This window comes from Brevundimonas vesicularis, from assembly GCF_014204545.1.
Classification (GTDB): Bacteria; Pseudomonadota; Alphaproteobacteria; order Caulobacterales; family Caulobacteraceae; genus Brevundimonas; species Brevundimonas vesicularis_B.
In genome coordinates this window covers 113,067-139,852 of record NZ_JACHLJ010000004.1, presented here as the reverse complement: position 1 = coordinate 139,852, position 26,786 = coordinate 113,067, and the positions used below count along the sequence as shown (strand labels likewise).

Annotated in this window: 25 protein-coding genes; 11 read left to right on the top strand and 14 right to left on the bottom strand. The window is 68.0% G+C overall.

From position 1 onward, the window contains the following. Window positions 1-9: 9 nt before the first annotated feature. From HNP47_RS14745 to HNP47_RS14730, 4 genes are all read right to left on the bottom strand, one after another. A complete protein-coding gene (locus HNP47_RS14745; protein ID WP_184280146.1) occupies window positions 10-906 on the bottom strand; it encodes an SDH family Clp fold serine proteinase in 897 nt (298 codons plus the stop codon). Between the two features lie 86 nt (window positions 907-992). Continuing rightward, the gene (locus HNP47_RS14740; protein WP_184280145.1) at window positions 993-1,262 is read right to left on the bottom strand and encodes a hypothetical protein; all 270 of its coding nucleotides are present in this window, start codon (window positions 1,260-1,262) and stop codon (window positions 993-995) included. A 4-nt stretch (window positions 1,263-1,266) separates the two neighbouring features. Beyond that, window positions 1,267-1,605 carry a hypothetical protein gene (locus tag HNP47_RS14735; RefSeq protein ID WP_184280144.1) on the bottom strand — a complete coding sequence of 113 codons (339 nt, stop codon included), beginning with the start codon at window positions 1,603-1,605 and terminating at the stop codon, window positions 1,267-1,269. Between the two features lie 3 nt (window positions 1,606-1,608). Then, entirely contained in the window at window positions 1,609-1,878 is a 270-nt protein-coding gene (locus tag HNP47_RS14730) for a hypothetical protein (protein ID WP_184280143.1), read from the bottom strand. A 172-nt stretch (window positions 1,879-2,050) separates the two neighbouring features. On the opposite strand from HNP47_RS14730, the gene HNP47_RS14725 reads away from it, so the two are divergent. Continuing rightward, window positions 2,051-2,911, top strand: coding sequence for a DNA adenine methylase (locus HNP47_RS14725; RefSeq protein ID WP_184280142.1), 861 nt, complete (start codon window positions 2,051-2,053; stop codon window positions 2,909-2,911). 123 nt (window positions 2,912-3,034) lie between these two features. Here HNP47_RS14725 and HNP47_RS14720 read toward each other — a convergent pair whose 3' ends face one another. Together HNP47_RS14720 and HNP47_RS14715 are read right to left on the bottom strand one after the other, a co-directional pair. After that, window positions 3,035-3,886: an alpha/beta hydrolase gene (locus HNP47_RS14720; RefSeq protein ID WP_184280141.1), complete on the bottom strand. Its 852-nt coding sequence runs from the start codon at window positions 3,884-3,886 to the stop codon at window positions 3,035-3,037. Window positions 3,887-3,947: 61 nt separating this feature from the next. Further along, window positions 3,948-5,924 (bottom strand): AsmA family protein, encoded by a 1,977-nt coding sequence (locus tag HNP47_RS14715; RefSeq protein WP_311770085.1) that lies wholly within the window; start codon window positions 5,922-5,924, stop codon window positions 3,948-3,950. A 238-nt stretch (window positions 5,925-6,162) separates the two neighbouring features. Here HNP47_RS14715 and HNP47_RS14710 point away from each other — a divergent pair, with 238 nt between their 5' ends. Beyond that, entirely contained in the window at window positions 6,163-6,465 is a 303-nt protein-coding gene (locus HNP47_RS14710) for a hypothetical protein (RefSeq protein ID WP_254607519.1), read from the top strand. A gap of 77 nt (window positions 6,466-6,542) precedes the next feature. On the opposite strand, the gene HNP47_RS14705 is transcribed toward HNP47_RS14710, so the two are convergent. Then, window positions 6,543-8,654, bottom strand: a complete 2,112-nt coding sequence (locus HNP47_RS14705) for a S9 family peptidase (RefSeq protein ID WP_184280139.1) — start codon at window positions 8,652-8,654, stop codon at window positions 6,543-6,545. Window positions 8,655-8,723: 69 nt separating this feature from the next. Beyond that, complete coding sequence (locus HNP47_RS14700) at window positions 8,724-10,814, bottom strand: S9 family peptidase (RefSeq protein WP_184280138.1); 2,091 nt, start codon at window positions 10,812-10,814, stop codon at window positions 8,724-8,726. 115 nt (window positions 10,815-10,929) lie between these two features. Between HNP47_RS14700 and HNP47_RS14695 the strand changes: the two genes are divergently transcribed. From HNP47_RS14695 to HNP47_RS14660, 8 genes are all read left to right on the top strand, one after another. Further along, window positions 10,930-11,784 carry a GNAT family N-acetyltransferase gene (locus tag HNP47_RS14695; protein ID WP_184280137.1) on the top strand — a complete coding sequence of 285 codons (855 nt, stop codon included), beginning with the start codon at window positions 10,930-10,932 and terminating at the stop codon, window positions 11,782-11,784. Continuing rightward, on the top strand, window positions 11,781-12,239 hold the full coding sequence (tsaE, locus tag HNP47_RS14690; protein ID WP_184280136.1) for a tRNA (adenosine(37)-N6)-threonylcarbamoyltransferase complex ATPase subunit type 1 TsaE: 459 nt from the start codon (window positions 11,781-11,783) through the stop codon (window positions 12,237-12,239). The genes HNP47_RS14695 and tsaE overlap by 4 nt, the downstream gene beginning before the upstream one ends. Further along, on the top strand, window positions 12,232-13,323 hold the full coding sequence (gene amgK / locus HNP47_RS14685) for an N-acetylmuramate/N-acetylglucosamine kinase AmgK (RefSeq protein WP_184280135.1): 1,092 nt from the start codon (window positions 12,232-12,234) through the stop codon (window positions 13,321-13,323). The genes tsaE and amgK overlap by 8 nt, the downstream gene beginning before the upstream one ends. 29 nt (window positions 13,324-13,352) lie before the next feature. Then, window positions 13,353-14,048: an N-acetylmuramate alpha-1-phosphate uridylyltransferase MurU gene (gene murU / locus HNP47_RS14680; RefSeq protein ID WP_184280216.1), complete on the top strand. Its 696-nt coding sequence runs from the start codon at window positions 13,353-13,355 to the stop codon at window positions 14,046-14,048. Next, a complete protein-coding gene (addB, locus tag HNP47_RS14675; RefSeq protein ID WP_184280134.1) occupies window positions 14,045-17,110 on the top strand; it encodes a double-strand break repair protein AddB in 3,066 nt (1,021 codons plus the stop codon). The genes murU and addB overlap by 4 nt, the downstream gene beginning before the upstream one ends. Further along, a complete protein-coding gene (gene addA, locus HNP47_RS14670; RefSeq protein WP_184280133.1) occupies window positions 17,107-20,532 on the top strand; it encodes a double-strand break repair helicase AddA in 3,426 nt (1,141 codons plus the stop codon). Before addB ends, addA begins: the two co-directional genes overlap by 4 nt. A 118-nt stretch (window positions 20,533-20,650) precedes the next feature. Then, a complete protein-coding gene (gene trxA, locus HNP47_RS14665; protein WP_017506226.1) occupies window positions 20,651-20,980 on the top strand; it encodes a thioredoxin in 330 nt (109 codons plus the stop codon). Window positions 20,981-21,052: 72 nt separating this feature from the next. After that, window positions 21,053-21,238 carry a hypothetical protein gene (locus HNP47_RS14660; RefSeq protein ID WP_066552684.1) on the top strand — a complete coding sequence of 62 codons (186 nt, stop codon included), beginning with the start codon at window positions 21,053-21,055 and terminating at the stop codon, window positions 21,236-21,238. On the opposite strand, the gene HNP47_RS14655 is transcribed toward HNP47_RS14660, so the two are convergent. Continuing rightward, a complete protein-coding gene (locus tag HNP47_RS14655; RefSeq protein WP_184280132.1) occupies window positions 21,235-22,521 on the bottom strand; it encodes a folylpolyglutamate synthase/dihydrofolate synthase family protein in 1,287 nt (428 codons plus the stop codon). The two genes, HNP47_RS14660 and HNP47_RS14655, sit on opposite strands and share 4 nt — an antisense overlap. 36 nt (window positions 22,522-22,557) lie before the next feature. Between HNP47_RS14655 and HNP47_RS14650 the strand changes: the two genes are divergently transcribed. Next, on the top strand, window positions 22,558-23,001 hold the full coding sequence (locus HNP47_RS14650) for a DoxX family protein (RefSeq protein ID WP_184280131.1): 444 nt from the start codon (window positions 22,558-22,560) through the stop codon (window positions 22,999-23,001). On the opposite strand, the gene accD is transcribed toward HNP47_RS14650, so the two are convergent. Genes accD through trpB form a run of 5 tightly spaced genes read right to left on the bottom strand, consistent with a single transcriptional unit; the run spans window position 22,956 to window position 26,775 of the window. Then, entirely contained in the window at window positions 22,956-23,846 is an 891-nt protein-coding gene (gene accD, locus HNP47_RS14645; RefSeq protein WP_184280130.1) for an acetyl-CoA carboxylase, carboxyltransferase subunit beta, read from the bottom strand. The two genes, HNP47_RS14650 and accD, sit on opposite strands and share 46 nt — an antisense overlap. A 10-nt stretch (window positions 23,847-23,856) precedes the next feature. Continuing rightward, entirely contained in the window at window positions 23,857-24,699 is an 843-nt protein-coding gene (gene trpA / locus HNP47_RS14640) for a tryptophan synthase subunit alpha (RefSeq protein ID WP_184280129.1), read from the bottom strand. After that, window positions 24,699-25,106, bottom strand: coding sequence for a hypothetical protein (locus HNP47_RS14635; protein WP_184280128.1), 408 nt, complete (start codon window positions 25,104-25,106; stop codon window positions 24,699-24,701). The genes trpA and HNP47_RS14635 overlap by 1 nt, the downstream gene beginning before the upstream one ends. Next, window positions 25,103-25,576 (bottom strand): hypothetical protein, encoded by a 474-nt coding sequence (locus HNP47_RS14630; RefSeq protein ID WP_184280127.1) that lies wholly within the window; start codon window positions 25,574-25,576, stop codon window positions 25,103-25,105. The genes HNP47_RS14635 and HNP47_RS14630 overlap by 4 nt, the downstream gene beginning before the upstream one ends. Then, on the bottom strand, window positions 25,573-26,775 hold the full coding sequence (trpB, locus tag HNP47_RS14625) for a tryptophan synthase subunit beta (RefSeq protein WP_184280215.1): 1,203 nt from the start codon (window positions 26,773-26,775) through the stop codon (window positions 25,573-25,575). Before trpB ends, HNP47_RS14630 begins: the two co-directional genes overlap by 4 nt. Window positions 26,776-26,786 lie beyond the last annotated feature (11 nt).

Sequence of the window (26,786 nt, the reverse complement as noted above, 5' to 3'; positions counted from 1 at the left end):
TTGCATCCTTCAGAAAACGAAACGACCTTCGTGAGTTTGGACGGCGTAGTTCCAACCGCGTCGTCCCATATAGTCCTTTAAGAGCCTATAATAGGCAGAAATACGCCTATTCAACTCGACGTGTTCCGCATCGCGGCCGAAATCTTCCACGACAAGGCCAAGCGTATTCCGGACGACGTCGATCGAAAGGCCTCGGCCGTGGGAGCGCCAAAGCTTCGTATCGTTGAGTTTTTCGGCCACGCTCGCCGCCCTTTCCGTCCTCATGTCGGCAGTGACAGGAATCTTACGGCCTTCGGTTGTGAGCCAGTTTTTGAACTTGTACTGAACCAACCACTGCTTGAGCAGATCGACACCGTGCTCACGAGCCTGTTCCAGCCAGTGCAGCTGCGCTGGATCAAACTTATCAAGAAGGAAGGCGAGCTCGGCCTGACTGAGATCGCCGTTAGCCGACTTCTCAATGATTTCCTTGTATTTTTCCAAGTATCCGAGACCCGGAACCCATACCCCGCTAGCGTTCTCAATCTGAGGGTCGATAGGCCCTAGGACCGAATAGTAGTCCATCAAGATACGATCTCCGCTCATGACGAGGATGGTGCCTGCGGACATGGCTCGGTTTGGGATCAGAAACGAAATCTCGCCTCGCGGATAATGGTGCCGCAAAACCGATACGATACGCTCGGTTGTTTCGATCGAACCGCCATCCGTCTCGAGGATAACCAACAGGTTGTCCCGCTTATCGGCGAGATCGTCCATCAGCTGCCGAATAATGTCGTCGAAAGGCGTCATGATCGGATGAATGCATGCGATGACGTCAGCGTCCGCACACTCCTCAACCTTTTTCAGGCGCTCGATGAGCTCACTGTCGATGTAGTTGTTGGACGCCGTTACGTCGCTCGAATCTGACATTAATTCCCCCAAAATTTTCCTCCGTGTTGCACAACCCGAGATATTTCCGCAACGATCTTATTTGGGTGCTGCTACTGATCGTCAGGTCAGGTCCGGTTCGCCGGCGGCCATCGCCATAACTCCGTCAGCTGGCCCCCGCTGCCATGGTGTCCTCGGATCACGATCTGCGGTCGGCGGTTTCCACATCGCTTGCAGACCATCTTCGCGCGCATGTCACGCAAGGGCGTGAAGCGCTGCGCCTGGGGCAGCTTCGCCCAGGCCGGGATGACGCTGCTGCCGCACTGGCAGACCAGGGCGCACTGATCGCCGCGTCGGATGTCGTCAGGCGTCGTGTCGTCGCGATAGAAGTTCAGCACCTCGTTACAGCTCCGGATCGTCGCTGATCGTCGCCTTCACGCGCGCGTCGGGCGGGTCGTGCATGGGCCAGAAGACACCCGTCGGCTCGCCGGGCGGCGTGAACAGAAAGACCATTCGGCCAGGGCAGCCGTAGCGCCTGCAGCGCGCCCAGCGGTTCCACAGCTTCACCTGCGGTCCCGACAGTCGAATGACGACCGACAGGTCCACCCAGCAATCCAGATGGCATCGCGGGCACCGAGTCGAGATTGTCCAGTGGTCGCGGCGCAGCTGCGACACCGTCATGTGCGGGGCCACGCTGAGATGATGGCCGAGTCCCCGGTTCTCCGGCTTCTTGTAGCCCACGGCTCATCGGCGCGAGAGGCGCGCCGCGAGCCTATGGGTTTCGTCCGCCGTCATCCTGGCGAACTGACCCATGCCCAGCGCCAAGGCGGCGCTGACCAGGCGGTCGTTCTCTTCCTTCGACACATAGGCGACATTCGACCCCGGCCCCGGCGTCGCCGGCAGGCTGGGATGCGGCGGTGGATTGCGCACGACGCGCGCGGCCAGCTCGGACTCCAGCCGCATCAGCTCTGACAGCGGCATCGGTCGTGACGAACCCGGTTTGTCGATCGGCATGCCCTTCCTCCTCCTTCATTTCGCCCCCCGTCCGGGGCGGGATCGTCGCGCGCCAACGCGTCGATCTGTGGGCCTTACCCCGCACGACCAGGACCGATCGGCCGTCCGGCTGATCGCCGCCCCCGCTCACGCGAGCCGGGGACTCCTACTCGTGCAAAAGGCGACTCCGCAAATGAATTGTTCTCGTAATGTTCTCATCGTTGATCAGCGCCCCGTCGCGCCCTGCGAGCCGCCGACAGCGTGGCTGGGCGGCAAGCGGCATCTGGTCCGCCGGATCTGCGGCGTGCTGGCCGCCACGCCTCATGACGCCTATTGCGAGCCGTTCATCGGCATGGGCGGCGTGTTCCTGCGTCGGCGGGTTCGCCCGGCCGTCGAGGTGATCAATGATCTGAGCGGCGACGTCGTGACCCTGTTCCGCGTCGCCCAGCGCTTCCCCGACGCCCTGATCCGCGAACTGGCGTGGCGGCCGGCGGCGCGGGCGGAGTTCGAGCGGATCCGCGAGACGCCCGATGGCGACCTGCTGGACATCGAGCGGGCGGCCCGGTTCCTCTACCTTCAGACGCTGGGATTCGGGGGCAAGGTCGCCGGCCGGTCCTATGGCGTCAGTCCGACCAGCCCCCACAACTTCGACCTGACGAAGATCGAGCCGCGCCTGCGCCAGCTGCATGACCGGATGGCCGGGGTCGTAATCGAGAACCTGGACTGGCTGGCCTTCATCAGCCGCTACGATCGCGCCGGCAGCCTGTTCTATCTGGACCCGCCGTATTGGGGCGGCGAGGGCGACTACGGCGCCGGCATGTTTTCGCGCGACGATTTTCAGCGGATGGCCGACAAGCTGCGGACGATCGAGGGGCGTTTCCTGCTGTCGATCAACGACCGGCCGGAGATCCGCGAGATGTTCGCCTGGGCCGACGTCGAGGCCGTTAAGACGGTCTATTCGATCCAGGGCGGGAATGCGCCTGGCGCGGCCGAGCTGCTGATCAGCCGGGGGCTGGACCTGACAGCGGCAGCGGCGCAGCCTTCGTTGCTCTAAGCGCCGTGAGAGCGCCGCAACTCAGGTAAGCGATTGAAAATGCGGTCGGACCCCAGCACTCAAAATCCAGTTCCGAAAGGAGTGCCGGTTCGACCCCGGCCGCCCGCACCACTCTTCGTCGGTTCAGCCCAGCTGCCGGTGGAAGAACTCCGTCACATCGGCCAGCACCGTCGCCTTCTTGCGGAACAGGGGCGAAAAGGTCGCGATCAGGTCGGCGTGGTCCAGACCCGGATAGAGCTTGGCCTCCGAGCGCCCGCCAACCGCGCGCATCCGCTGATCCAGAATGACCGTGTCCTCGTCGTGGACCACCGTGTCGGCCGTGCCGTGGCCCAGCCAGATCGGCGGGGCGTCGGCGCGGACGAAGGTCACGGGCTGGGTCAGGGTCGGGTCCGGCGCACGGCCGAAGGCGTTCTGCGACGCCGCCACGTCGAACGGCAGGAAGTCGTAAGGGCCCGCGAGACCTGCGGCCGCCTTGATCAGATCGGGCCGACCGACGGCGGCCATATAGCGTCGGTCCAAGGCGATCATCATCGCCAGATGCGCGCCCGCCGAATGGCCCAGTACGCCGAGCCGCGCCGGATCGCCGCCGTACTGACCGACCACCTCGGCCGCCTTGGCCGTGGCGGCGGCGGCGTCCTCGATAAAGGCCGGGAAGACGACCTGGGGCACGACGCGGTAGTCCGGCAGGGCGACCACAAACCCACGCGCCGCCAAGGCTTGCGCCGCCCAGCCATACTGGCTGCGCGAGCCAGAATCCCAGCCGCCGCCATAGAAGAAGACTAGGGTTGGATACGGTCCCGGCGCGGTCGGCGCATAGAGATCCATCTGCTGGCGCGGATCGTCGCCATAGGGGACGTCGCGCGCGACGCGTCGCACGCCGCCGTCCCTCGGCCCCAGGGTGTTCAGCAGGCTCAGAGGCGAGCAGGCGGCGGCGAGAAGCCCAAGGGCAGGCGCAAACAGTCCACGGCGTGTCATGCAAAAGGCTCCATCACCCACAATACGCTCGGATCGCCGGATTGGTCGTCGTCATGAACGATCAGCGGGCGTTGGCGATCAGCCGGCCGCAGTCGGCGTCCTCGGCCAGGCCCGGATCAACGAAGGCGAACAGGGCCGTCACCGGCGCCACGACCGCGCCCAGCAGGCCCGCCAGGCCGCCCTGCGATACCACCGAACCGACATCGACCCCGACCTTGGGCGCGGTCAGCGGGCCGGAGACGGTGATCGGCGCCCAAAGGCGCAACAGCCGCGGCTTCTTGGATTCGCCCTCGATCCGCAGGTTCATCGTCTCGGCGCCCAGGTTGATGCTGCCCTTGCCCTGGGCCAGCACCACATCGGTGTCGATGACGAAGGTTCGGGCGGTCGCCGTGCCGCCGCTGACGTTAAAGTCGGCGACGGCGCAGCGGATTTGGCTTTCGGACTGGTCTCCGCTCAATAGCTTCAGCAGCCCCGCGCTGGCGTTGATGCCCAGCAGTTCGGCGAAGGCCGCCCGCATCTTGCCGTTCGGCACCACAAGGCTGAGCGAGCCTTTCGACGCGGCGGCGAAGTCGTGGATCGAGGCCCCCGATCCCTCCAGCTTCGCCCGGCCCAGCGCCCTGCCGGTGACGGGCGCCGAGCCATTGCGCGCCGGGATGATGGATTCCAGCGGATAGCCGGCCAGACGCAGATCGACGGTGCTGTAGGGGCTATCCTTGGTCGCATCGATCCTCGCCGTGCCGTTCAGCGCTCCCCGGTTGAAATCGAAGCTGATCGGATCCAGCTTCAGGATGCCGTCCTTCAGGTCGGCGCCCAGGTTCACCTGACGCACGTCGAAGGCGTTCGCCTTCACCGATCCGGCCCGATAGGACAGGGCGCCGTCCATGGTCTGCAGTCGTTCGGTCTGCAGCTTGGCGTCGGGCAGCAGCTTGCCGCCGACCACGACCGGCGCCTCCGTGTCGGTGCCTGCCGCATTGGTCCGGGTCCGCGCGCCCAGGACAGCGGCCAGGTCGTCGATGTCCAGACGGCGCGAGGTCAAGTCCGCGTCGACGCGCAGCCGCTGGCCCGACTGGACCTTCACCTCGCCCGACAGATCGGACGCGCCGACGCGTCCGTCGAAATCCTTGAAGGTCCAGGTCCGCCGATCGCGGTTCAGCGCGCCCGACAGCCGATACGGCGGCGTATTGGGCAGGGCGACGCCGGTCAGCAGATACAGGTCCGACATATTGCGTCCCTGGATCGTCATGGTCGCGTCGAACCGCCCCAGATCGAACGGTCGGGTGATCGCCCCCTTGGCGACCAGGGACGAGTCCGCCCCGGCCACATCGGCCTCGAACCGATAGGGACGGTCGCGCCGGATGTTGATGAAGGGACCGCCCTCGATCCTGACGGTCATGGGCGCGCCGCGCACATCGCCGCGCCCGTCCAGCACGAAACCGGCCTGGCCGCTGGATGCTTCGCGCGCATTGACCGCCGCCTCCAGCGTCAGTCCGCGCCGCTGTTCCTCAAAGATCAGCTGGCCGTCCTTGATGACCAGCTGCTGGATCACCGGCAGGTTCAGCCCTTCGCCGTTGTCGGGCTTGTTCGGATTCAACTGCCAGCTCTTGCGGCCGTCCTTGGTGGAGATCAGCACGACCCGGGGCCGAGTGAAGCTCAGCAGGGGCATCTCCACCTGCCCGGCCAGCAGCTTTCTCAGCCGAACCGAGGCCTGGACCTCATCGACGTCGGCCGTGTCGCGATCGCGCGCCCAGTCCGGGCCGCCAATCTTCAGCCCCCGCACCACGGCGGACGGCGTCCAGCTGAACAGATTGACGTCCAGATCGCCGGTCAGGGCGATTTCGCGTTCGTATTTGGCCGAGGCCCAGCGGCCGATGGGTCCACGCAGCATGTTCCAGTCGAACAGGGCCAGAAACAGAACGACGACCGCCACGAGGACCAGCACCACGCCCGCCGCCCATTTTTCCGCCGTCCCCGGTCGTCGAGCCGCCGCATAGACGGGATCGTTATCGCGCACCCAGTCGCGCCAGGTGCGCAGACGCACGGCCGCCGGAGCCCACGCCCGCTCATTCAGGTCGGCCCGAAAAGTCCGCCAATTCCGTGGGTTTGACAATCGCTCGTCTCCGTCAGCCAGAGGAAACGCACCAGCCCCGGTTTGGAGCCGAAAGGTCAGCGTGTCTTCGATCTGACGTGAAGTTGTCGCATAATCTTTACAATCTCGCAGATAGGCGCATATTTCGTCAGAGTCCTGATCTTAATTCAGGCCATGGAGGATGCCCCGGATGACCCGTTTTCTCACGCCTGCCCTTATCATCACCGCCATGGCCGCGGCTGTGTCTCCCAGCCTTGCCCAGCCGCGTGAACCCGTCAGCCCCGCCACGCCGCGGGCCGTCATGGCATGCAAGACCGACATCGCCACGCGCCGCGCCTATCAGCGAGAGTTTGGCGCAGCCCCGGTTTTCGTAACTGCACAAGAAGTGGTCGCCGCGCGTCAGAACGCCCAGCGTTGGACGACGCCCCGTTGCATGACCGAGCATCAGTACAATCGATTGGTCGCCTCCGCACAGACGCGGGCGTCGCTCTGAGCCAGAGACCTTGAGCATAAGACAGGGGGCGCGGCCTCGCGGCTGCGCCCCCTTTTCGTGTTAGGACTAACCCGCCTCTATTGATCCGGCGTCAGATATTTGTTCAGCCAGCCGAACACCTCATTGTGCCATTGCAGGCTGTTGGCCGGCTTCAGCACCCAGTGGTTTTCGTTGGGGAAGACGATCAGACGGCTGTCGATGCCGCGCCGTTGCAGGGCGGTGAAGGTCGACAGGCCTTGGGCGGTCGGGATGCGGAAGTCGCGGTCGCCCTGAACCACCAGCATCGGCGTCTTCCAGTTGTCGACGTGGTTGGCCGGGTTGAACTTCTGATAGCCCTCCGGCTTGTCCCACGGCGTGCCGCCGTATTCCCATTCGGTGAACCACAGCTCTTCGGTCGAATAGCCCATGCCGAAGGTGTCGAAGACGCCGTCGTGGTTCACCAGGCACTTGAATTCATTGGACCAGTTGCCGGCGATCCAGTTGATCATATAGCCGCCATAGGAGGCGCCCAGCGCACAGGCGTTGTCGCCGTCCAGGAAGCTGTATTTCGCCTGAGCCGCCGCCCAGCCCTTCTGCAGGTCTTCCAGAGGGCGGTCGCCCCAATGCTGGCTGATCGCGTCAGTGAAGGCCTGGCCGTAGCCGGTGGAGCCGTGGAAATCGATCATCACCACCGCATAGCCCGCGCCGGCGTAGGTCTCGGGGTTCCAGCGATAGGACCAGCCGTCCCCGAACGAGCCCTGCGGCCCGCCGTGGATCAGGAAGGCGACCGGATATTTGCGACCCTCGACATAGCCGGCCGGCTTGATGACATAGCCGTGGACCGTCTCGTTGTTCCAGCCGGCGAAGCTAAACTGCTCATACTCGCCGAACTGTTTGGCGGCGAAGGCGGGATTGGACTGCGTCAGTCGGCGCGCCATTTCCCGACCCAGATAGGTCTTGAAATACAGGTCGCCCGGCTCGCGCAGGCTGTCCTGGGCGAAGACGAAGCCCGAGGGCGTCTGTTGGAAGGCCGAGACGTGGCCCGCGCCCGTGATCGGCGTGACCACGCCGTTGCGCGTATCCACCGAAAACAGCTTGGTCGAACCAACGTCGCCCGCCGTCGTGTACAGCGTCTGGCCGTCGCGCGACCATTGCAGCGTGTCGGCCGAGCGATCCCAGTTCGAGGCGATCTCGCGCTTCGGGCCCGTTTCGACGTCCATCAGCACGATCTGATAGCGATCGGCCTCGAAGCCCGGCCGCGCCATGGCGCGATAAGCCAGGGTCCGTCCGTCCGGCGAGAAGACCGGGCCGGTGTCCCAGGCGTCGTTGCCGTCGGTCAGGTTGGTGAAGGTGCCGTCGCCCGACAGGCCGTTGGTCTTCCACAGGTCGAAGTTTGTGCTCCACGGCTCGGTCTGACCGGCGAGACGGGCGGAGAAGACCACGGCGTCGCCCGCCGGCGTGAAGACGAACTCGCTTTCGTCGCCGAAGGGCTTGGAGGGCGTGTCGCCGTCAAAGCCCTTGGTGATCCAGGTCGGCGTGCCCGTGGCCTTGCCGTCGCGGCCGATCGACTGGACGAACAGGTGGTTCTGGGTGTGGTCGTTCCAGGTGTCCCAGTGACGCACGAAAATGCGGTCATAGACCTGGCCCGTCGTCTTCTGCTCGGCGATGGCCTTGCCCTGCTGGACCGAGGCGTTCAGGTCGGCCGCATTGGGATAGACGGCCAGCGACACCGCCACCTTGTCGCCCGACGGGCTGATCCGATAGGCGTTGACGTCGGTCGGCAGGTTCGTCACCTGAACCGGCGCCGACGTGGGCGAGGCCACACGCCAGACCTGGCTCGCGCCCGACTTGCCCGACAGGAAGTACAGATTGCCGTCCCCGCCCCAGCGCGCGGTGTTGGCGCCCTGATCCGAGATGGCCAGGCGGCGCGGGGCCGTGTCCGGCGCGCTCAGGTCCAGGATCCACAGGCTGCCGGCGCGGCTGTTGGCCTGAACATCGGTGGTCGTGACCGAATAGACGACATAGCGGCCGTCCGGCGACACCTGCGGATCGCCTAACCGGTTGGCCGAGATCATGTCCTGATAGGTGAAGGCGTCAGGCGTCGCGGGCGCGGCCGGAGCCGGCGCGGGCGGCATTTGGGCCAGGGCAGGCGCGGCGCTCATCAGCGCAACAGCCGCGCAGGCGGCGGACAGAAGGGAACGGTGACGCATCAAGATCTTCCTCGCGAAGCTTTCTGGCCGCGAGGCGTAGCACCCTGCCGAGGCGCGTCAATGGGTCGCTCAGCCCGCCGGCGCCGTATAGCGACCCACCCAATCCAGGATTTCCTGCTGCCAGTCGACCCAGGTGCGGGGTTTCAGCACCCAGTGGTTCTCGTCCGGCACATGGACGAAGCGGCTGGGCACGCCCTGACGCTGAAGCGCCGAGAAGGTCGCCAGCCCCTGCTCCATCGGCACGCGGAAGTCCTTGGAGCCATGCAGCACCAGCATCGGCTTCTTCCAGTCGCCGACGTAGGTCTCAGGGTTGAAGGCGTCATAGACGGCCTTGCGCTCCCAGCTCGGTCCGCCGAACTCCCAGATAAAGTTGCCGATATCCATGGCGTTCATCAGTTGCGGCACGTCGAATACCCCAGCATGGTTGACCAGGCAGCGCCACGGCCCGTTCCACTTGCCCGCGATCATATTGACCATATAGCCGCCGTAGGAGGCGCCCAGCGCACAGGCTCGGTCGCCATCGATCCACGATTTGTTCGCCAGCGCCGCCGCCCAGCCCTTCTCCAGATCCTCCAGCGGCCGGTCGCCCCAGTGGTCGTTGATCGCGTCGGTGAAGGCCTGGCCATAACCGGGCGAGCCGTGGAAGTTGATCATCACCACCGCATAGCCCGCCGTCGTATAGACCTGCGGATTCCAGCGATAGGACCAGTTCTCGGTCCAAGGCGATTTCGGCCCGCCGTGGATCAGATAGACCGCCGGATAGCGCCGCCCCTCGACCGCGCCCGCCGGCTTGAACACCCAGCCCTGCACCGGCTCATTGTTCCAGCCGGCGAAGGTGAAGGCCTCGCCCTTGGGCAGGTCCAGCTGCGCCAGCACCTCGGCGTTCTGGCGGCTGATCTGGCGGGGTTCGCCGCGCGTGTGCACGAAGATCTGGGTCGGGGCGACGAAGCTTTCGTGGGCATAGGCCAGGACCCCGGCCTTCTCCTCATAGGCGCCGACCGTGCCGTTTCCGGTCAGGGGCGTGATCCGGCCGTTGCGGGCGTCGACGGAGAACAGCCGGTTCTGACCCTCGTCCGCCGCCGAGACCAGCAGCGACCGGCCGTCGGTGCGCCATTGCAGGCCGCCCGCGCCGCGATCCCAGTCGGTCAGTTTCCTTGCGCCGGAGCCGTCGGCGTCAGCCACCCAGACCGCCGCCTGATCCCCGCCGACGTTCTCGCGCGGCGCCGACAGCCAAGCCAGTTGGCGACCGTTCGGAGAGAAGACCGGATTGCCGTCCGATCCCTTGTTCGCCTCGGTCAGATTGACCGGCGTTCCGCCGTCGAGCGCCATTCGGAAGACGTCGCTATTGCTGGTAAAGGCTTCGCCCGCCCCTTGCGTCTGCGTGCCGTAAACAAGGGTCCGGCCGTCCGGCGAAATGTCGAAACTGGAATCGCCGGCCGAGACATCGGCGTCCAGACCCGCCAGCAGATCGCGCGGTTCGCCGCCGCTCAAACCAGACCCGTTCAGCGGTTGGACGAACAGATGGGTGCGGCGCGTATCGACCCAGTGGTCGAAGTCGCGCAGCGGCAGACGGTCATAGGTCTGGAGCGTCGACTTGCCCCGGGCATCCAGCCGCGCCTTGGTGCAGGCCAGGGTGTCGCAATCGACGAAGACCGAGACGGTCAGGACCAGCGACTTGCCATCCGGCGCGATGCGGAAGCCCGACACGTCGAAAGGCAGGGTCGTCACCTGGGCCGCCGCCATCCCGGCCGCATCCGTGCGCCAGACCTGGTTCGATCCGCCCCGCGACGACAGGAAATAGATGGCCCCTCCATCTGGCGCCCAGCGCGCGCCCGAGGCGCCGCCTTCCGAGATCGCCAACTTGCGCGGCTCGCCGCCCGACACGTCCGCCAGCCACAGGCCGTTGGCGCCCTTGTTGCCGTCCCAGTCGGTGGTGCGCACGGCATAGAGGATCTGGCGGCCGTCCGGCGAGACGCGCGGCTCGCTGACCCGCTCCATCATCGCCAAATCTTTCAGCGACAGGCCGCGCGATGCGGGCGTCTGGGCGGCGGGGGTGGCGGCGGCGGCCGGCGCGGACGAGGCCTGCTGCGCCAGACTGGGCGCGGCGGCTAGGATCAGGCTTCCAAAGGCGACCGCCGCCATCCAGCGTGAACGCGTCATGTCTTCATTCCCCACAGCTTTTCGACAGTGATAGGGGTCGCTCGCCCGATCGCCAAGCGTCCACGACGCCGCGCATCTTGCCCCCTCCGACCTAACCGGCGACAAGCGATCTTTCATGATCGCCGCCACCCTTCCCGCCCGCCGTCAGCCCCACATCGTCGATGTGCTGATCGCCGAACGCGCGCCGCGCCTGACCAGTTCGCCGCTGTGGCCGGTCGTGCGGCCGGCGCTTTACGGCGTGCTGGGCTATGGGGCGGCGGTGCGAATGGCCGACGCCATCCGCGACCTGTCGGGGACCGAGACCTTCGATTTTGTCTCGGACCTGCTGAGGCTGAAGGTGACGACGACGGATCTGGAGCGCCTGCCCGCGACCGGCCGCTGCGTCGTCGTGTGCAACCACCCCACCGGCATCGCCGACGGTGTGGCGGTATTCGACGCGATCAAACAGCGGCGCAGCGACATGATTTTCTTCGCCAACGCCGACGCCATCCGCGTCTCGCCGCGATTGGACGAGACCATCATCCCCGTCGAATGGGTCCACGACAAACGCACCCGCGAAAAGACCCGCGCCACCCTGAACGCCGCCAAGGAGGCGTTCGAGGCCGAACGCTGCGTCGTCATGTTCCCCGCCGGCCGCTTGGCGCGCGAGAAAAACGGCGTCCTGACCGATCCCGAATGGGCGCCGACCGCCGCCTCGATGGCGCGCAAATACGATGCGCCGGTGATCCCCATGCATGTCACCGGCCCCTACAGCCGGCTGTTTCACCTGTTCGACAAGGTCTCGCAGGAGCTGCGCGACGTGACCCTGTTCCATGAGTTGCTGAACAAGAAAGGCAAGCCGTTCGGCGTCGATGTCGGCCTGCCCATTCCCGCTGACCGGCTGGACATCGACGCCGCCAAGGCCACCGAGGCGCTGAAAAACTTCACCGAGCGCACCCTGGCCGCCGACCAAAACGCGGTGTTTCCATGAAGATCGCCCTGCCCGACGCCGAGGCCACCACCTTACTGGGCCAGGCCATCGCCCCGCTGCTGGCGCCGGGCGACAGTCTGCTGCTCTACGGACCGCTGGGCATGGGCAAGTCGACCCTGGCGCGCGGCCTGATCCGGGCCCTGACCACGCCGGACGAGGACGTACCCAGCCCGACCTTCACCCTGGTCCAATTCTACGAAAGCGACCCGCCCGTCGCCCATTTCGACCTCTATCGCCTGACCCGACCGGAAGAGGCGTTCGAGATCGGCCTGGACGACGCGCTGGACGAAGGGTGCGCCGTGATCGAATGGCCCGAGCGTCTTGGCGACGATCCCGGCCGGTTCCTAGGAGCGGACCAGCTGATCATCGAAATCTCCGAACAGGGCGACGGCCGCCTTGCGACCGTTTCCGGCGTAGGCCGATGGGAAACGGGGCTGAAGGAACTGCATGTCTGACCGCGAAACCCTCCGTCTCGACTTCCTGAAGGCCGCCGGCCTGGCCGACGCCCTGCGCGTCCCCCTGCCCGGCGACGCCTCGACGCGGCGGTATGAGCGGCTGACGCCGACGACTGGCCCGACATTGATGCTGATGGATCAGGCGCCCGCCGCCGAAAGCCAGCCGTGCGATCCGCGCTGGACGCCCGAGCAGCGTCACGCCGCCGGCTGGAACGCCGTCGCCCGCCTGTCCGCCGGCCGGATCGAGGCCTTCGCCGCCGTCGCCGCCCATCTGAAGTCTCTGGGCCTGTCCGCCCCCGAAATCCCGTCGCTGGATGCCGCCAACGGCCTGGCCGTGCTTGAGGATTTCGGCGACACCCTGTTCGCCCGCGCGATCGAAGACGGCGCCGACGAGACGCCGCTTTATCTGGCCGCCATCGAGGCCCTTGCCGTGCTGCACGACGCCGGAAACCCGCCGCAGACCCTGCACGGCCCCGGCGGCGACTGGCCCCTGCTGACGTATGACGAGACGGCCCTTCAGGGCGGGGCCGATCTGTTTGTCGAATGGCTGCCGAAACTCGACGACCGCGTCCGCTTCGACGCCGCCGCCGTCGCCGACTGGCGCGCGGCTTGGGCGCCGATCGTCGCCTCGGGCGCGGCCGGGGCCTCGGTCATGGCCCATCGTGACTATCACGCGGAAAACCTGATCTGGCTGCTCCAGCGCGACGGCGCCGCCCGCGTCGGCATGATCGACTTCCAGGACGCAGTGCGCGCCCACCCGTCGTGGGACCTGCACTCCCTGCTGCAGGACGCCCGGCGCGACGTGTCGCCCGCACTGGAGGCTGAGGCCCTGGACCGCTATTTCGCCCTGCGGCCCCAGATCGAGCGCGCGGCCTTCATGGCCGACTACGCGGGCCTCGCCGCCCTGAACGAGGCGCGAATCATCGGCATCTTCGCCCGCCTGATCGCGCGCGACGGCAAACCGCGATATCGCCAGTTTCTGCCGCGCATGTGGCGACACCTGAACGCCAATCTGGACCAGCCGGCCCTAGCGCCCGTCGCCCGCTGGTTCGACCGTCACGTTCCAGCCGAGGCCCGCGCATGACCGCTCCAAAGACGGCCCCCAAGACCGCAATGGTGCTCGCCGCCGGCCTGGGCACGCGCATGCGGCCCCTGACCGACGACCGACCCAAGGCCTTGGTCGAGGTGCAGGGCCGCGCCTTGATCGACCATGTGCTGGACCGTCTGGCGGAGGCCGGCGTCGAAAAGGCGGTGGTGAATGTTCACTGGTTCGCCGACCGGCTGGAAGCGCATCTGGCGGCCCGCGGACGCGGCCCCGAGATCGTGATTTCCGACGAACGCGCTGAACTGCTGGAGACCGGCGGCGGATTGAAGAAGGCCCACCCCCTGCTGGGCGAGGAGCCCGTCTTCGTCGCCAATATCGACAGTGTGTGGATCGATCGCGGCGATGCGCTCGCCGAACTGATCCGCCTATGGAACCCCGAGACGATGGACGCCGCCCTGCTTCTGGCCCGTCGCGAAGGCTCCATCGGCTTTGAGGGCGACGGCGATTTCTTCATGGCCGACGACGGCACGCTGACATTCCGCGGCGACGCCCCGTCCGCGCCGTTCGCCTATATGGGCGTGCACATCACCCGCACCGGATACGCCGACCACGGCCCCGACGGCCCCTTCTCCCTCAGCCCCCTGTGGCGCAAGTCCGCGGCCGAGGGCCGCCTGTTTGGCTGCGTCCTGGACGGCGACTGGATGCACGTCGGCGACCCGCAGGCGCGGGCTGAGGCCGAGACCAAACTGGCGGGAGAGGCGTGAGCGCCTTCGATCCCTTTCTGAGCGACACGCCCCGTTGGTACGCCATCCCCGCGCACCGGCCGTTCCTTGAGGACCTGGCCGCCGGGGTGCTGGCCTGGCTGGGCGATCTGCCGCCCGAAACCCTGTCGGACGCCACCATCCTGTTGCCCAACCGCCGGGCCGCGCGCGCCTTTGCCGGCGCCCTGTCCAAGCTGTCCCAGGGCCGCCCCATCCTGCTGCCTCAGGTGCGGCCGCTGGGCGATCTGGAGGAGGACGAGCCGCCCTTTACGCCCGGCGCCCTCGGCCTTGATCTGCCGCCCGCCATCCCCGCCCTGACCCGCCGGTTCGAGATGGCGCGGATGATCGTCGAACAGTTCGATACGTCCCTTAGCCCGATGCGCGCGCTGGATCTGGCCGACGCGCTGGGCGGCTTCCTCGATTCCTGCCAACTGGAAGAGATTCAGAACCCCGAGCGGATCGCGACCCTGGTCGACGGCGAAATGGCCGAACACTGGGAACGGTCGGCCGAGTTTCTGGGTCTGGCGGTCGAGGCCTGGCCGAAGCGTCTGGCCGAACTGGGTCTGGTAGATCCGGCCTGGCGTCGCGCGACCCTGCTGCGCCGCCTCGCCGAATTGTGGGACCGCGAACCGCCGCGCCAGCCCGTCATCGCCGCCGGCTCGACCGGCACCGTCCCCGCCGCCGGCGACGTGCTGAAGGCCGTGGCGAGGGCGCCACTCGGCTGCGTCGTCCTGCCTGGCCTCGACCTGGATCTGGACGCCGGCGTCTGGGACCAGCTGGACGAACAGCATCCGCAAAGCGCGATGAAACGGCTGCTGGACCGCTGCGAGATCGCGCGCGAAAGCGTCCGGCCTTGGTTCCGGCCCGCCGTCTCCCCGGCCGTCCAAGCGCGCGGCCTGGCGCGCCAACGGCTGGTCAACGAGGCCCTGCGGCCGGCCGAGGCCACCGACGACTGGCGCCGCGCCATCCGCGACATCCGCGCGGCCGCCGCCGCCCGCAACGAGGCGCGCGATCCCATCGCCGAGGGTCTACAGGGCCTGTCGCTCCTAAGTGTGCGCGCTGAGGAAGAGGCCGCCGCCGCCATCGCCCTGATGATGCGCGAGACGCTGGAAACGCCGGGCAAGACCTGCGCCCTGGTCACGCCGGACCAAGCCCTGGGTCGCCGCGTTGCCGCCCGACTGGAACGGTGGGGAGTCGTCCCGGATTCGTCCGCCGGCGCCCCGCTATCGCGCCTGCCCGCCGGCGCCCTGGTCGATCTGTGCGCCCGCTGGATCGCCGATCCGGTCCAGCCCCATCTGCTGCTGGCCGTGGTCAAACATCCGCTGGTCCGGTTCGATCTGGGCGACGATCCTCAGGCCGCCGCCGTCGCCGCGCTGGAGGAGCACGCCCTGCGCGGCCCTCGCCCGCGCGATTTTGCCGCCATCCACCGCCGCCTGCTGGAGGCGGTCCAGCCCGACCGGCGCGGCAAGGCGTCGCCGGAATGGAAACAGGCCCGGCTTTCGGCCGCGACCCGCCTGGTCGATCAGCTTCAGGCCGCCGTCGAGGTCGCGACCGCCGTGTTCACCCCCCACGCGGATCTGAACGTCGCCGCCTCGGCCCTGACCCGGCTGATCGAAACCCTGGCCGGCCAGAACGCCTGGGCCGGCCCCGACGGCGAGGCCGCCGCCAGCCTTCTGTCCGGCTTGATCGAGGGCGGGGCGTCGCTCGGCCGCATCCGCCGCGCGGAACTGGCCGAACTGGTCACGTCCCTGGTCAGGGAAAACGTCGTGCGGACCGGAGGGGCGACCCATCCGTCGCTGCGCATTCTCGGCGCCATCGAGGCGCGTCTGGTGCGCGCGGACCGGATGATCCTGGCCGGGTTGGAGGAAGGCGTCTGGCCTCAGGCGGCGCCGACAGACCCCTTCCTGTCGCGCCCGATGCGAAAGGCGCTGGGCCTGCCGCCGCCCGAACGTCGCCTGGGCCAGACGGCGCAGGACTTTGTCCAGGCCGCCTGCGCCGACGAGGTCATCTTGATCCACAGCGAACGGCGCGGCGGCCAGCCCGCCGTACGCTCGCGCTGGCTGTGGCGGCTGGAGATGCTGACGCGCGGCGCGAACGCCGCCGAAACGCCGGTCGCCATCGCCCGCCCCTCAGCCGTCATCGACTGGGCCCGCGCCTTGGACGCCCCCCCGCCCGGCCCGCCCCGGTTCGCCAAACGGCCGGAGCCGCGCCCGCCGGTGCATCGCCGTCCGCGCAGCCTGTACGTCACCCGCATCGAACGCTGGGTGCGCGATCCCTACGCCATCTACGCCCTGTCGGTGCTGGGGCTGGAGGCGATGGAGCGTCCGGGCGCGTCTGCCGAAGCGCTCGCCCGCGGCAACGCCGTCCACGCCGCCATCGAACGACTGACGCTGGACTGGCCCAATGACCTGCCCGACGATTGCGAGGCCATCCTGCACGATCATCTGCTGCGCGAACTGGGCGCGCGCGGCTTCGAGGATGCCGCCATGGCCCGCGAGGCGCCGCTGGCCCGCAACTGCGCTCGTTGGCTGACCGAGTTCGAGCGCCGGCGTCGTGCGCGCGGCGTCGATATCCTGGTGGAACAGCAGGGGACGATGACCTTCGACGCCCCGGCCGGCCCCTTCACGGTCAAGGCCTTCGCCGACCGGATCGAGCTGGCGTCGGACGGCGCGGCGGTCATGGACTTCAAGACCGGGGCGGCGCCGTCCGCCAAACAGGTCAAGTCCGGCTTCGCCCCGCAGCTGACCCTGACGGCCGCCATCCTGGCCGACGGCGGGTTCAAGGACACCAACGGCCCGGTCACGCCCGACGAACTGACCTATGTCCGCGTGGTCGGGCGAAAGACGGCGGGCGAAGTCGTCACCCGCGCCTCCGGCTTTGAGGCCGCCGATCTGGCCCAGGCGGCGCTGGACGGGCTGAAGCGCCGGGTCGCTCGCTTCGACGACGAGAATACGCCTTACGTGTCGTGGGCCGCGCCTCAGTTCATGGGCAATCAGGGCGGCAACTACGATCATCTGGCCCGCGTCTGGGAATGGTCGGTGATCGGCGACGGGGACGAAGAATGAGCATCGCCCCCCAGATCGTCGCCGCCGACCCGCGCCTGACCGTCTTCGTCACCGCCAACGCCGGTTCGGGCAAGACCACCACCCTGGTGAACCGGGTGGCGCGGCTGCTGCTGGATCAGGTCGATCCCGGCGCCATCCTGTGCGTCACCTACACCAAGGCCGCCGCCGCCGAGATGCAGGCCCGACTGTTCGACCAGCTGGGCGGTTGGGCCGTGTTGGACGACGCCGCCCTATCGCGCGAACTGGCCCGGCTGGACGACGGCGACCCGCAGGCGATGGATCACGCCGCGCTTTCCCGCGCGCGCAAACTGTTCGCCCGCGCGCTGGAGACGCCGGGCGGGCTGAAAATCCAGACCATCCACGCCTTCTGCGAAAAGCTGTTGCGCCGGTTCCCGCTGGAGGCCGGCGTCTCGCCCCGCTTCACCGTGCTGGAAGACCAGGCCGCGATCGCCCTCAGCCATGCCGCGCGCGAAGATTTGGCCCGCGCCGCCGTCGCCGATCCAGACGGCCCCATCGGACAGGCCTACAGCCATTTCGCCGTCGAGCTGGACTGGCAGCGGTTCCAGGCCTTGCTGTCGATGATCGAGGCGAAACGCGCCGATCTGCTCGATTATGTCGACCGGGCCGAAGCTGGGACCGCGCCCGATCCCTGGGCCCTGACCGGCGCCGAGCGCGACCGCAGCCCGGAGGATCTGGAGCGCGATTTCGTCGCCTTCATCGATCCCGGCGAGTGGAACCGCATGGCCGAGGCCATGGAAACCGGCTCGGCCAATGACAAGAAGATCGCCGACGCCATGAGCGTCGCCGCCCCGCCCTACGCCGGGTTCGCGGCCCTGGCCGGGGTCTTCTGCACCCAGGCGGGCGACCCGCGTAAGAGCATGGGCACCAAGTCGGCGCCGCAGGGCGCGGTCGGCTGGCTGCTAGACCTCCAGACGAAATTTCTCGCTGCGCGCGAGGCGCTGCGCAAGGCCAAGGTCGCCGACGATACGGTCAAGGTCCTGACCCTGGCCCGCGCCCACGCTGCCTTCTACGAGGCCGCCAAGGCCCAGCGCGGGGCGTTGGACTTCCCCGATCTGGTCGCGCGCGCCGCCGCTCTGCTGACTGAAAGCGGGGCCGCGGCCTGGGTGCTGTACAAGCTGGACGGCGGGGTCGATCACGTCCTGATCGACGAGGCCCAGGACACCGCCCCCGAACAATGGGCCATCGTCCGCGCCCTGACCGGCGAGTTCTACTCCGGCGAAAAGTCCGGCCGCACCGTCTTCGCCGTCGGCGACGAGAAACAGTCGATCTATTCCTTCCAAGGCGCCCGCCCCGAACGGCTGCGTCAAGAGCGCGGCGCCTTCCTCGCTCTGGCCGAGGGCGCCGGCGAGCCCTTCGCCGGGCCGGAGCTGAACACCTCCTATCGCTCGACAGAAGAGGTGCTGGCCTTCGTGGACGCCGTCTTCGCCGACCCGGACCGCACCCGCGCCCTGACCGGCCCGCAGGGCGATATCGCCCGACACCTGCCCGCCCGCATCGGCCAGCACGGCGCCATCGACCTGTGGCCCCTGTTTCTGGACGAGCCCGCGCCCGAAACCGACGCCTGGGACGATCCGGTCGATCAGGAAAGCTCCGGCAGCGCCCGCAAGCGCCTGGCCCGCGACCTGGCCCGCGAGATCCGCCGCCAGGTCGAAAGCGGCGCCGCCGTCTTCGATCGCAATACCCGCGACCAGCGCCCCGCCAGCTATGGAGACTACATCGTCCTGGTCCGACGCCGCGACGCCACCTTCGAGGAGATCATCCGCGCGCTGAAGTCCGAAGGCGTGCCCGTCGCCGGCGCGGACCGGCTGAAACTGTCCAGTCACATCGTCTTCGACGACCTGATCTCGCTGGCGCGTTTCGCCCTCTTCCCCGACGACGATCTGTCTCTGGCCGAGGTGCTGCGCAGCCCGCTGTGCGATGTGGACGAGGACGGCCTGTATGCCCTGGCCGGGCGTGAGAACCGCAACTCCGGCCAGCTGTGGCGTGACCTGCGCGACCGGGCCCACGAACGCCCCGAATGGGCCCGCGCGCGCGATGCGCTTCAGGCCGCCATCGGCGCGCGCGGCGGCGATCCCTTCGCCTTCTTTTCCCAGGCTCTGAACCGTGTGGACGACACCGGCCGCTCCGGCCGCGCCCGCATCCTGACCAGGCTGGGGCGCGAGGCGGAAGAAGCCATCGACGAGACCCTGAACCAGGTGCTGGCCGCCGAAAATCGGGGCGCGATCGACCTGGAGACCTGCCTGGCCCAGCTGGAGGCCGCCGACGTCGAGGTGAAGCGCGAACTGGAAGGCGCGCGCGGCGAGGTCCGCGTCATGACCGTCCACGGCGCAAAGGGTCTGGAGGCGCCCATCGTCATCCTGCCCGACACCACCATGAAGGCGAAGGCGCAAGGTCCGTCCCTGATGCCCGCCGTGACGCCGGAGGGTGAAGGCGAGGCCTGGCTGATGGCGCCCGGCTCCGCGAAGGACGACTGCCCGGCCTCGGCGGACGCGCGCGCCGCGCGCCAGGCCCGCACCGACGACGAGACCCTGCGCCTGCTCTATGTCGCCCTGACCCGCGCGCGGGACCGCGTCATCGTCATGGGCCGCGCCTCAAGCCGGGGGGCCGAGGCCGGCAGCTGGTGGTCGATCCTCTCGGAAACGTTCGACCGACTGGGCGATCAGGTGCGCGAAGTCGAAAACGGCGTGCGTCGCTATGGAGTCGATCCCGAGCGTCGCCCGGTCGCCGCCGATGAGGTGCGGTCCGTCGCCGCCCTGCCCGCCTGGGCCGCCTCGCCGCCGCCGGCCGACGCCGCCGCCCGCTTCGCCTCGCCGTCGCGGATGGACGGCGGCGCGATCCGCATTCCCGCCCCCTCGCCTTTGGCCAACCGCGCGGCCGGCGGGGCATCGCTGGGCCGGTTCCGGCGCGGCGACCTGATCCACCGGCTGCTGGAACGCCTGCCCGAGATCGCGCCCGCCGACCGCCCCGACGCCGCGCGTCGACTGCTGGCCCGCGAGACCGATCTGGACGAGGCCCAGCGCACCGAGATGATCGCCGCCGCCTTCTCTGTTCTGAACGACGCCCGCTTCGCCCCGGTCTTCGGTCCCGGTTCCCGCGCCGAAGTCGCCCTGACGGGTTCAGCGCCCGACCTGCCGCCCGGCGTCGCCATCAACGGCCGTATCGACCGGCTGGTGGTCACGCCCGAAAGGGTTCTGGTCGTCGATTACAAGACCAACCGCCCTGCGCCACACGCCGTCGAGGCGGTCGATCCCGCCTATGTGCTGCAGGCCGCCGTCTATGTCGCCGTGCTGAAGCGCCTGTATCCCGACCGCCCCGTCGAGGCCGCCCTGGTCTGGACCGACGGGCCCAAGCTGATGCCCATTCCCGAAACCCTGCTGGCGGCGGCGCTCGCGGGCAGTTGAATTGCCCGCGATTCGCTCCCACATCTGCCATCGAACCCGGACAGATCCGGCCAACACCAACACGCGCTCATGCAGCGAGGCGCCGCGCGCCGAGCGATAGCGCCCCAAGGAGCCATTCATGGCGACTGTAAAAGTCACTGACGAAAGCTTTGACGCCGACGTCCTGAAATCCTCGACCCCTGTCCTGGTCGACTTCTGGGCCGAATGGTGCGGCCCCTGCAAACAGATCGGTCCGGCGCTGGAACAGATCGCCGACGAACTGGGCGGTCAGGTCACCGTAGCCAAGATCAACATTGACGATAGCCCCATGACCCCGTCCAAGCTGGGCGTGAAGGGTATTCCGACCCTGATGTTGTTCAAGGACGGCCAGATGGCCTCGATGAAGGTCGGCGCCATGCCCAAGGGCAAGATCGTCGAATGGCTGGCCGAGGCTGGCGTCAAGGCCTGAGCCTTTTCGACCCTGTCAGATCAAACGCCCGCCGGTCCCACCGGCGGGCGTTTTTCATGCTAGGATGGCGCCATGAGCGACGAAGACACCCCGAACCCGGCTGACGACATACCCGGCGAGACCCCGGTCCAGAAGGCCCTGCGCCTGAAGAACGCCAGGCTGGATGCGCGCGCCAAGCCGCCGCGCGGCGGTCGCTTCCAGCGCGAACAGGCCGCCCGCATCGCCGCCGGCAAGTCCAAGCCCTGGATGACGCGCTAGAACGGCCAGGTCTCCTCGCTGGCGCCCAGGACCTCGCCGGCCAGATACAGCGATCCGCAGATGGCGACCCGGCCCGCGCCCAGGCGTAGCGCCAGATCCAGCGCCTCAGGAACCGAACCCGCCGGGGTCGCCGCCAGCCCATGCCCGCGCGCCACGGCCGCCAGGGCCGTTGGCTCGGCCGCCGCGCCGTCGAAGCCGACGGTGAAGACGGTGGCCTGGCTGTCCTTCAGCGCGGCGAAGAAACCGCCCGCATCCTTGTTGTTCAACATGCCGCAGACCAGGGCCAGGGGACGCGGCGCCCGCGCCTGCCGCTCGGCCAGAAACGCCGCCAGCGCCCGCGCCGCATGGGGATTATGCCCCCCGTCCAGCCACAGCTCCGCCTCCGCCGCCTTGGCCGCAGCGCCGTATGGGCCGCCCGAAATCCGTTGCAGCCGCGCGGGCCAGCGCACGCGCTTCAGCCCTTCGGCGATCGCAGCCTCGGGCAGGTCCAGTTCGACCGCCGCCGCCACGGCCAGGGCCGCATTGTCGATCTGGTGCGCGCCTGCTAGGGCCGGCGCCGGAAGGTCCATGAACAGTTCCGCCGTCTGAAACGCCAGACCGCCCCGCTCGGCCCAGGCGTCAAAGTCGACCCCCAGCACGGTAAGCCGCGCATGAACATCGGCGGCGCGCCGCTCGATGGCGGCCATCGCCTCTTCCTTCTGGCGCGCAATCACGGCCGGCGCGCCAGCTTTCAGCACCCCCGCCTTTTCCGAGGCGATCGCGGCCAGATCCGTGCCCAGGAACTCCGCATGGTCGTAATCGACCGGGGCGATGACGCTGAGCAGCGGCCGCTCGATCACATTGGTCGCGTCCAGCACCCCGCCCAGACCCACCTCGATGATGGCCAGATCGGCGGGCGTCTCGGACATGGCCAGGAAGGCGGCGGCGGTCGTGCTTTCGAACATCGTGGCCTCGCTGTCCGTCTCGGCCATGACCGCCTCGATCCGGTCCAGGATCGCGTTCAGATGGTCGTCCTCGATCAGCGTTCCAGCCAGCCGGATCCGTTCATTGAACCGCACCAGATGGGGCGAGGTGTAGGCGTGCACCTTCAATCCCGCCGCCTCGGCGATGGCGCGGATCAGGGCCACGGTCGACCCCTTGCCGTTGGTGCCCGCCACATGGATCACCGGCGGAAGCTTGTGCTGCGGATCGCCAAGGGCCGCGCACAGCGCGCGCATTCTTTCCAACGAAAGGTCGATCCGCTGGGGGTGGCGCGCGCGTAGTCGTTCGGAGACGGGATCCATCCGCCTCCTTTACCCCCTGATTTCGAGAACCGCGACATGACTTCCAGGCCGCAGATCAGAACAGCGGCGCGCCTCGTCCTTGCGGCCGTCTTTTTGGGCGCAGGGCTGCTGCATCTGATGGTCCCCGGCCCCTTCGTGCGGATCACGCCGGCGTGGGTTCCGCAGCCGGTCCTTGTCGTGGCCCTGACGGGGATCGCCGAACTGTTGGGCGCGGCGGGACTGATGATCCCGCGCCTGCGGGTCGCCGCCGGCTGGGCGCTGGCCGCCTACGCCGTCTGCGTCTACCCGGCCAACATCCAGCATGCCGTGAATTTTATGACGTCGGGCGCAGGGTTAGGCTGGGCCTATCACGGCCCGCGCCTGCTGTTTCAGCCGGTCATCGTCTGGTGGTGCCTGTGGGCCTCGACCGCGATCGACTGGCCCTTCAGGCGGTCTCAGGCGGCGGCGCGGGCGCCGTCCATCAGCATGGACAGGATCTGACCCAGGGTGCGCGGCAAGTCGGCGCGGGTCACGACTCGGTCCACCATGCCCTTTTCCTGCAGATATTCAGCGCGCTGGAAGCCGGGCGGCAGCTTCTCGCGGATGGTCGCCTCGATCACGCGCGGTCCGGCGAAGCCGATCAGGGCGCCCGGTTCGGCCAGATGCACATCACCCAACATGGCGTAGGAGGCCGTCACCCCGCCCGTCGTCGGGTCCGTCAGGACCACGGCGTAAGGCAGTCTGGCGTCCTTCAGCTCTTCGATCGCCAGGGTGGTGCGCGCCATCTGCATCAGCGACAGGGCGCCCTCCTGCATCCGCGCGCCGCCGGCGGCGGTGAAACAGACCAGCGGAACCTTGCGGCTCACCGCCTCGCGCGCCGCCTTGATGAAGGCCTCGCCCGCCGCCATACCCAGCGACCCGCCCATGAAGGTGAAGTCCTGAACGATCACGACCGCGTCCTGACCGCCGACCGAACCATAGCCGATGGCCATGGTGTCCTTGCGGCCCGCCGCCTTGCGCGCGGCGTTCAGGCGATCCTTGTAGGATTTGCCGTCCGAGAACTTCAGCGGATCTTCGGGCACGTCCGGCGTGTCGATGGACTGGAAGACGCCGCCATCGAAGGTGGCCTTCAGGCGGGTCGGCGCATCGATGCGCATATGCCGGCCCGACGGCGTCACCCAAAGGGCGGCCTCCAGGTCCGAGCGATACAGCATCTCGCCGCTGTCGGGATCCTTGACCCAGAGATTGTCCGGGGTGTCGCGGCGAGACACGATCTTGCGGACGCCGGGCGCAAAGCGGCTCAGCCAGCCGCCGCGCTTTTCCTGAGGCTTGGTCTTGTCGTTCATCCCGGCGCTCTTAGACGGTTTCCGCCACGGAAGCACTAGCGGCGACGGAGCGAACCGCATCACCCAGCGCCCTCACCCGGGCCAGAACGCGCGGCGCAACAGGTTCGTTCGCCTCCAGCGCCGCCGCCACCTCATCCACCAGGGCCGAGCCCACGACCACCGCATCGGCGACGCGGGCGATCTCGGCGGCCCGTTCCGGCGTCTTGACCCCAAAGCCGACCGCGACCGGCAGGCCCGAGGCCTTGCGCACCCGCTCAACCGCCGGCGCGACGAGGTCGGCGTTCGCTTCCTTGACGCCCGTCACGCCCGCGACGGCGACGTAGTAGACGAAGCCCGAGGTGCCCTGGACCACGATCTTCAGCCGGTCGTCGTCAGAGGTCGGCGTCGCCAGGCGGATCAGCGAGATCGACACCTTGTCCAGCGCCGCGATCAGCGGCCCGGCCTCTTCCGGCGGACAGTCCACCACGATCAGCCCGTCGATGCCGCAGTCGGCGGCATAGGCGGCGAAGGCGTCATAGCCCAGGCTCTCGATCGGGTTCAGATACCCCATCAGCACGATGGGCGTCGCGTCGTCGCCCTGACGGAATTCCCTGGCCAGATCCATGGTCGAGCGCAGGCCGAAACCCGCCGCCATGCCCCGGATCGCCGCCCGCTGGATCGGCGGCCCCTCGGCCATCGGATCGCTGAACGGAAAGCCCAGTTCGATGATGTCCGCGCCCGCAGCCGGCAGGCCGTTCAGGATCGCCAACGCCTCTTCGCGCGACGGATCGCCGCCCATCACATAAGGAATGAAGGCCGCACGGCCCTCGGCCTTCAGCGCCTTGAAGCGCGCGTCGATACGGGCGGTGGTCATCAGCCCGCCTCCTTGCAGTTTTGCGACTCCACGGCCATGCCGATGAACACGTCTTCGTTGGGCGCTGGAGGATCGGCGCGAGCGGGATCCCAGAAGGCTATTAGTGTCAGCCGCTGCGCACACCGTTCGGGCGTAGCCGGGCGGGTCAGGAAAAGCGCGCTCGCCGCCCCGCCCGCATCCTGCCAGCCTTGTCGTTGAGCCTGTCGACTATAGGCGAACACCATATCGTTCGCACGACGCATGGGCACAGCGATACAGGTCAGAGCAGGGCCTTCCCGATCCGCTGGCAACACCTCGGCGCATTCGGGCGCAAGACGAGCACCTCGCATCAAGGGCAGGTCAGCCTGCCCAGGCAACAGAACTTCTGACCCGGCGAATATAAAAGCAGCCATGGCTAGCGCGATCATTGCGGCACGGTTCCGTCGGCTGGGGCCGCGGCCGCAGAAGCTGCGCACACGTCGCCCGGAATGGTGGCGAAGCCCAGATAGCCGGGCAGTTCGGCGACGGCGGTCTTGGTGGTGTCGTAGAAGGCGACCATCTGCATGCCGTCGCAGCCGCCGGCCTCGCGGCGCTTGATGAAGACGACGCGGTTGTCGTCGCCGCCGGCGGCCAGCCAGTTCTTGGTTTCCAGATCGGCGATATAGGCGTCGGCCAGAGCGCCGATCTGGCCCAGCTGCGCGGTCACGCAATAGGCCCGCCCCGTCAGATTGTTCAGCCCCCCGCAATCGGGCGACAGTTCGGCACTGGGCAGCAGGCCGACGTCGGCCGGACCGCCTTGCGGCGCAGCGGGGGCCGGCGTCGGGGTAGGCGTCTGGGCCTGCACAACGGCGGCGGACAGGCTCAGGACGGCGGTCGCCGCAACAAGAGTACGGATCACAGGTTCACTCCCAGATGTTTGGCGACCTGGAAGATGTCCTTGTCGCCGCGCCCCGACATCAGCAGGACGACGTCGCCGCCCTTGCCGACTTCGCGCGCCACTTCGCCCGTCCGCGCCAGCGCGTGGGCTGGTTCCAGCGCCGGGATGATGCCTTCCAGCTTCGAGCACAGCTGGAACGCCTCCAGCGCCTCATTGTCCGTCGCCGACCGATATTCGGCCCGGCCGATGTCGTGCAGCCAGGCGTGTTCGGGCCCGATGCCGGGATAGTCCAGCCCGGCCGAGATCGAATGGCCCTCGACGATATTGCCGTCCTCGTCCTGCAACAGATAGGTCCGGTTGCCGTGCAACACGCCCGAACGACCGCCCTTCAGCGAGGCCGCGTGGTCCGGCGTATCCAGCCCGTGGCCCGCCGCCTCGACGCCGATCAGGCGCACGGCCTCGTCCTCGATGAAGGGGTGGAAGGCGCCGATGGCGTTCGAGCCGCCGCCGATGCAGGCGACCACCGCTTCGGGCAGCTTGCCCATCCGGGCCATCGACTGGCTCTTGATCTCCTTGCCGATCACCGACTGGAAATCACGCACCATGGCCGGATAGGGGTGCGGACCTGCCGCCGTGCCGATGATGTAATAGGTGTCCGAGACGTTGGTAACCCAGTCGCGCATCGCCTCGTTCATCGCGTCCTTCAGGGTCGCGGCGCCGGCCGTGACGGAGAAGACTTCCGAACCCAGCAGACGCATGCGGAACACGTTCGGCTGCTGCCGCTCCACGTCCACCGCGCCCATATAGACCGTGCAGGGCAGGCCGAACCGCGCCGACACGGTCGCCGAGGCGACGCCGTGCTGCCCCGCGCCGGTCTCGGCGATGATGCGCGTCTTGCCCATGCGACGGGCCAGCAGGATCTGGCCCATGCAGTTGTTGATCTTGTGCGCGCCCGTATGGTTCAGGTCCTCGCGCTTCAGCCAGATGTTGGCCCCGCCGAAATGTTCGGTCAGGCGCTCGGCGAAATACAGCGGGCTCTCGCGACCGACGTAATGCTCCAGATAACCATCCAGCTCGGCCTGGAAGCTGGGGTCCGCCTTGGCCGCCTTGTAGGCCGCGTCCAGCTCATGGATCAGCGGCATCAGGGTCTCGGCCACGAACTGACCGCCATACGGACCGAAGCGACCCTGCGCGTCCGGCCAGGCATAGGCGTTCGGCAGCGGCTGGGCGG

Excerpts from the sequence above, each read along its gene's own strand:
- amgK (WP_184280135.1), top strand. The coding sequence starts at position 12,232 with ATGTCTGACCGCGAAACCCTCCGTCTCGACTTCCTGAAGGCCGCCGGC.
- trpA (WP_184280129.1), bottom strand. The coding sequence starts at position 24,699 with ATGACCACCGCCCGTATCGACGCGCGCTTCAAGGCGCTGAAGGCCGAG.
- HNP47_RS14660 (WP_066552684.1), top strand. The coding sequence starts at position 21,053 with ATGAGCGACGAAGACACCCCGAACCCGGCTGACGACATACCCGGCGAG.
- addA (WP_184280133.1), top strand. The coding sequence starts at position 17,107 with ATGAGCATCGCCCCCCAGATCGTCGCCGCCGACCCGCGCCTGACCGTC.
- trxA (WP_017506226.1), top strand. The coding sequence starts at position 20,651 with ATGGCGACTGTAAAAGTCACTGACGAAAGCTTTGACGCCGACGTCCTG.
- tsaE (WP_184280136.1), top strand. The coding sequence starts at position 11,781 with ATGAAGATCGCCCTGCCCGACGCCGAGGCCACCACCTTACTGGGCCAG.
- HNP47_RS14655 (WP_184280132.1), bottom strand. The coding sequence starts at position 22,521 with ATGGATCCCGTCTCCGAACGACTACGCGCGCGCCACCCCCAGCGGATC.
- HNP47_RS14730 (WP_184280143.1), bottom strand. The coding sequence starts at position 1,878 with ATGCCGATCGACAAACCGGGTTCGTCACGACCGATGCCGCTGTCAGAG.
- HNP47_RS14720 (WP_184280141.1), bottom strand. The coding sequence starts at position 3,886 with ATGACACGCCGTGGACTGTTTGCGCCTGCCCTTGGGCTTCTCGCCGCC.
- HNP47_RS14695 (WP_184280137.1), top strand. The coding sequence starts at position 10,930 with ATGATCGCCGCCACCCTTCCCGCCCGCCGTCAGCCCCACATCGTCGAT.
- HNP47_RS14725 (WP_184280142.1), top strand. The coding sequence starts at position 2,051 with ATGAATTGTTCTCGTAATGTTCTCATCGTTGATCAGCGCCCCGTCGCG.
- murU (WP_184280216.1), top strand. The coding sequence starts at position 13,353 with ATGGTGCTCGCCGCCGGCCTGGGCACGCGCATGCGGCCCCTGACCGAC.
- HNP47_RS14700 (WP_184280138.1), bottom strand. The coding sequence starts at position 10,814 with ATGACGCGTTCACGCTGGATGGCGGCGGTCGCCTTTGGAAGCCTGATC.
- accD (WP_184280130.1), bottom strand. The coding sequence starts at position 23,846 with ATGAACGACAAGACCAAGCCTCAGGAAAAGCGCGGCGGCTGGCTGAGC.
- HNP47_RS14705 (WP_184280139.1), bottom strand. The coding sequence starts at position 8,654 with ATGCGTCACCGTTCCCTTCTGTCCGCCGCCTGCGCGGCTGTTGCGCTG.
- HNP47_RS14710 (WP_254607519.1), top strand. The coding sequence starts at position 6,163 with ATGACCCGTTTTCTCACGCCTGCCCTTATCATCACCGCCATGGCCGCG.
- HNP47_RS14635 (WP_184280128.1), bottom strand. The coding sequence starts at position 25,106 with ATGATCGCGCTAGCCATGGCTGCTTTTATATTCGCCGGGTCAGAAGTT.
- HNP47_RS14745 (WP_184280146.1), bottom strand. The coding sequence starts at position 906 with ATGTCAGATTCGAGCGACGTAACGGCGTCCAACAACTACATCGACAGT.
- HNP47_RS14650 (WP_184280131.1), top strand. The coding sequence starts at position 22,558 with ATGACTTCCAGGCCGCAGATCAGAACAGCGGCGCGCCTCGTCCTTGCG.